The organism is Stenotrophomonas geniculata ATCC 19374 = JCM 13324 (assembly GCF_001431625.1).
Classification (GTDB): Bacteria; Pseudomonadota; Gammaproteobacteria; order Xanthomonadales; family Xanthomonadaceae; genus Stenotrophomonas; species Stenotrophomonas geniculata.
Map to the genome: position 1 here is coordinate 1 of NZ_LLXT01000041.1, position 4636 is coordinate 4636.

Sequence of the window (4636 nt, forward strand, 5' to 3'; positions counted from 1 at the left end):
CCCCCGCCTTCGACAGTTTCCTGCGAACTGTCGGAATTGCTCTTGGGGTCAGATCCGTTTTCCTGCGGAAAACGGATCTGACCTCGGATTCAATTCGATATCTGACAGATTTCATCCACCCATGGCGTGGATCTACTGGCCACCAGCCAACTGTCGAAGGCGGGGCACTGTGGGTTTGCGGGGTGTGAGCCGCATGGATGCGGCGACCAAGCCCCCATGGACGGGTTTACGGCGTCTCCCGCCACCGGACCCACCCCGCCAACCCTCAGGAAACCCGCTTCTGCTGTTGCTTCAGCCGTTGCGGTTGACGTTGCCTCTGCAGGTGCAGGGCTGCAAGCCCTGCCAAACCACCCTCAACCTTCGCAGTTGGCGAACACGTCGCGATCGCGCTCGTACAGCGCCGTCTTCACCTGCATCAGGCCCAGCACCGACGGGAACAGGTTGTCGTGGTCGGTATAGGCCGCCGAACGCCTGCGCACGCATTGCAGGTCCAGCCCGCGGCTGCTGGCGAAGCCCGGCGAGAACCACATCGTCATCGGCACCCGGGTCTGCTCGGCCGGGGCGATGGCGTAAGGCACGCCGTGCAGGAACAGGCCCTTCTCGCCCAGCGACTCGCCGTGGTCGGACAGGTAGATCATCGCCGTGTCGTAGTCCTGCATGCCCTGCAGCGTGCCGATGGTCTTGCTCAGGAAGTGATCGGTGTACAGCACGGCGTTGTCGTAGCTGTTGGTGATCTCTTCGCGCGAGCAGCGGCCGATGTCACGGGTATCGCAGGTTGGCTTGAAGCGGGCGAAGGCGGCCGGATAGCGCTCGAAATAGGCCGGGCCATGGTTGCCCAGCTGGTGCAGCACCACCACGCGGTCGCCGGGCTTGGCACGCACCTGGGTGGCCATGTCCTGCAGCAGGATCTCGTCCATGCAGCGGCCGTCGGCGCACAGGCCCGGGGTGGTCGCATCGGACAGCGACTGGAACTCCAGGCCTTCGCACACGCCCTTGCATCCGGACTGGTTGTCACGCCACAACGGTGCGATGCCGGCACGGTTCAATACGTGCAGCAGCGACTGGTGTGCACGGATCTTCTTCTCGTCGTAGTCGTGACGGCCCCATGGCGAGAACAGGCACGGCAGCGAAACCTCGGTGCTGGTGCCGCACGAATGCATATCCGGGAAATTGACCACACTGGCCTGGGCCAGTTCCGGGGTGGTGTTGCGGCCACCGTTGAGGCCCCAGTTCTGTGCGCGCACGGTTTCGCCCATGACGATCACCAGCAGGCGCGGCTTGCTGGCAGGTGCACGCGGGGTGGCCTTGGCATCGGTACCGATCGGCAGCTTCGGCGCGCGCTGCACCGGGTTGTCGCCACGCAGTGCGCGCGGCATGCCCAGCAGCACGTTGGCCGGGGTGGCGAGGTAACGCACTTCGCGCTGGTTGCGCATCAGTGCCGAGATATCCTGGAACGAGATCAATGCGCCGCCTACCGCGGTCACTGCCGCCACCACCAGGAAGCCGACGCGCCAGCGCAGGCTGCGACCCCAGCTGCGGCGGCGCAGCTGCACGCGCCACAGCACGATCATCGGCAACACCGCCAGCAACAGCACCGGCCACACCAGCGACACGGTCATCAGCTCGCGGCTTTCCTTGGGATCGGTCGCCAGCACGTTGCGCAACATGTCCGCATCCAGGTAGATGTGGTAACGGCTCATGTAGTGCGCGGCGAATGCGGTCACCAGCAGCAACAGGCTGATCACCACCCTGGCGTTCCAGCGCCAGACCAGGATCCCCAGCAGCACGCCGTGCGCACCCAGCAGCAACAGCAGCAGCGACAGCGCGTAGCGCAGGCTGCCCGGATGGCTGGCCATCGCGCTGTGCCAGAACAGGCCGTTGCCGGCCACCGCGAAGAACAGGCTGGTCAGTGCGATCAGTGCTTCGGTGGACAGCTGCGGCCGCCAACGGCGAAGGTTCGCCAACGCGGGAAGGCGGGCGGGGCGTTGGACCGATGCACTCATGCGTTTGCCTCCTGGCGGTGGGGACGGTCCAGCTGACGACGTGCCAGGACGCGTTTGACGATCAGATACAGGCCCAGCGAAAGCAGCCAGCAGATCAAAGCAGTAGCAACGTCATGCGAAAGGAAATGCGCACCCCGCAGCTGCTGGCTGATGCCGAACACCAAGCCGGTGGCAAGGCCGATCCACAACCCGGCCCAGCGCCATGAAGGGCGCCACAGCGAGGCAAAAAAGTACAGGGACAACCATGCATAACCCGCGCTGGCGTGGCCCGCCGGGAAGCAGGCCTGCGCGGCCATGCCCGCGGGGCGCGCCGTGAAAAGCCCGATGAAAGGCTGGTGGCCGCCGTAGCGCAGCAGATCCCAGGGGCATTCCATCGGCACCAGCGACTTCAGCAGGGAGATCACACCCGTGCCCAGAGCCATGGCAATTACGACATAAAGCAGCGCCCACCGCAGGGTGCGATCGCGACCCTTCCGCCAGTGGTGGAAGCACAGCAGGATCGCCACGAGGGCAGCAGCCGTGCTCAGCCACTTGCCAGCCTTGTGCACAAGCGTGCGGGTGACCCAGGCGTCCTGAAGCGCCCAGTGGCCCCCCTCAAGGCGGAACAGGTGATCGGCCACCCATTGGTCGCCGCCGAACCCCATCAGCAGCGTAAACAAGGGCAGACCGATTGCGACAGGCAGCCAGAGGTGAGTTACGGCAAATCGTGACGCCAGTGGCGATGTCGCAAGCGGCGCTACCGCATCAAGGGGACGGACGGGCATGCTGGGAAAGGGCGGGTCGGGAATCCGCGGTCATGCTCGTCACCTGGATGTCGGAGAAGGGTCGGACGCTCGTTCGTGCCGGGTTAATGCTTGCCCAGCACGTGCCGACGTTCAGTCTTCTTCGGCGGTCGACCCGGCCCGCTCGGCGTGGCATTGCGGGTTCCATGCGGTACCGGGAAGCAGTTGCCAACGGTTCCTGTTGGCAACACCGATATCGATCACCTTGCTCGGGTCCACGCACGGGCTCATCGCATCATCCAGTACCAGCAGCCAGCGCTTGTCCGGCGCCTCGGCCAGCCACGGGCCGGCGTCGTGCCACTGCTCGGCCCAGGGCCGCTTGAAGCCGAACTCGCGCACCGGCCGGTCGGCCTGCAGCAGGTTCTGTTCGCGCCAGGCCACCAGCGCCAGTTCGGCGTCGGGACCGATCCGCGCGCCGACCCGGCGCATCAGCGCCGACGCCGATGCGTACGGGTCCAGCGCCGGGATCAGTACCAGGCCGTAGAGCATCCACAGCATGCCGTGGGTCAGCAGCACCAGCGTCGCGGCACGACGTACCCGCAGCCACACGATCAGCGTGGCCAGGGCAATGGCGAAGGTCAGCAGGCCATCGCCCAGCACCGGCAGCAGCGTATCTGGCATGGCGCGGCGTTCCAGTTGCGCCAACGCCCACGGGTGCTCGGTCATCAGCATCACGCCGAGCACGCCGGTGGCCAGCATCAGCACCACGCTGTAGCCGAACAGGTAGCGGCGCACGCACAGGCGGCGCAGCAGGCCGGGCAGCAATGGCGCCACGGCCAAGGCCATGGCCGGCAGCATCGGCAGCAGGTACACCTCGCGCTTGCCCGGGCTGGCACTGAAGAACACCAGTACCAGCACCGCCCAGCCCAGCAGCAGCCATTGGCGACGGTCGCCACGGCGGATACGGCGCGACCAGGGCTTGAACAGCATCGGCAGCAGCAGGCTGCCCGGCAGCCATAGGGTCAGGATCACCTGCAGGTAGTACCAGGCCGGCTGCCGGTGGTGCCAGGCATTGGCGTAACGGGTACCGGTCTGCTTGAACAGCAGCTCATGCGCGTAGGCCTGCAGTTCGGCGCTGGGCGTGTGCAGCAGGGCCCAGCCCAGCGGCGCCAGCCACACGCCCACGCCCAGCAGGAACGCCGGGATCAGCCACAGCAGCGTTGCCGGGTGCGGACCCTCCACGCGGTACCCGCGACGGCGCTGGTACAGCCACCAGCCGAACCAGGGCAGCACCATCAGCAACGGCAGGAAACCCACGCCCTTGGTCACCGTGCCGACGCCTGCGGCGAAACCGGCCAGCCACAGCGCGGGCAGGTTACGACGTTCGCACAGGTGCCGCATCAAGCCCCACACGGCGACGGTGGTCATCCCCACCAGCACCATGTCGATCTGCGCACGCTTGGCCATCAGCCCGAACTGCAGGGTGCAGAACAGCGCCGCGAGGGCATAGATGGAATGCCGCGGCGACCACAGCCGCCGTGCCAGATCCGACACCAGCCACAGGCTCAGCAGGGCGCCCAGCAATGACGGCAGCAGGAACGACCACTGCCAGCTGCCGACCACCTCGTAAGCGGCCGCCTGCAGCCACATGAACACCGGTGGTTTCTCGGCATACAGCTCGCTGCCACGATGCGGCAGCAGCCATTGCCCGCTCTCGACCATGGTCCGCGCGGCCAGCACGAAGCGCGGCTCGTCCGGCGGCTGCGGCTGCCGAAGGCCGATGCCCGCTGCCAATGCAGCAATGATCAGCAGCCACAACAGGGGCAGGCGCCAACGGCGGGGCAGGGCTACGGGCACGGCAGGCTCCGGGAGCAAAACGGCCATTCTGAGGTGGCGGGGGTGGGAAAAGCG

The 4636-nt window shown here is 66.6% G+C and carries 3 protein-coding genes; all 3 read right to left on the reverse strand.

Annotated features, from left to right (window positions below; translation table 11 throughout):
- Nucleotides 1-353: 353 nt before the first annotated feature.
- Nucleotides 354-2003 (reverse strand): phosphoethanolamine transferase, encoded by a 1650-nt coding sequence (locus ARC63_RS02480; RefSeq protein ID WP_057502438.1) that lies wholly within the window; start codon nucleotides 2001-2003, stop codon nucleotides 354-356.
- Entirely contained in the window at nucleotides 2000-2767 is a 768-nt protein-coding gene (locus ARC63_RS02485; protein ID WP_057502439.1) for a phosphatase PAP2 family protein, read from the reverse strand. Before ARC63_RS02485 ends, ARC63_RS02480 begins: the two co-directional genes overlap by 4 nt.
- Nucleotides 2768-2878: 111 nt before the next feature.
- Nucleotides 2879-4609, reverse strand: a complete 1731-nt coding sequence (locus ARC63_RS02490; protein ID WP_425513156.1) for an ArnT family glycosyltransferase — start codon at nucleotides 4607-4609, stop codon at nucleotides 2879-2881.
- Between the last annotated feature and the right edge of the window lie 27 nt (nucleotides 4610-4636).

What these genes read in the sequence shown, in the direction of transcription:
- ARC63_RS02490 (WP_425513156.1), bottom strand. Translation starts at nt 4,609, where the DNA reads ATGGCCGTTTTGCTCCCGGAGCCTGCCGTGCCCGTAGCCCTGCCCCGC.
- ARC63_RS02485 (WP_057502439.1), bottom strand. Translation starts at nt 2,767, where the DNA reads ATGCCCGTCCGTCCCCTTGATGCGGTAGCGCCGCTTGCGACATCGCCA.
- ARC63_RS02480 (WP_057502438.1), bottom strand. Translation starts at nt 2,003, where the DNA reads ATGAGTGCATCGGTCCAACGCCCCGCCCGCCTTCCCGCGTTGGCGAAC.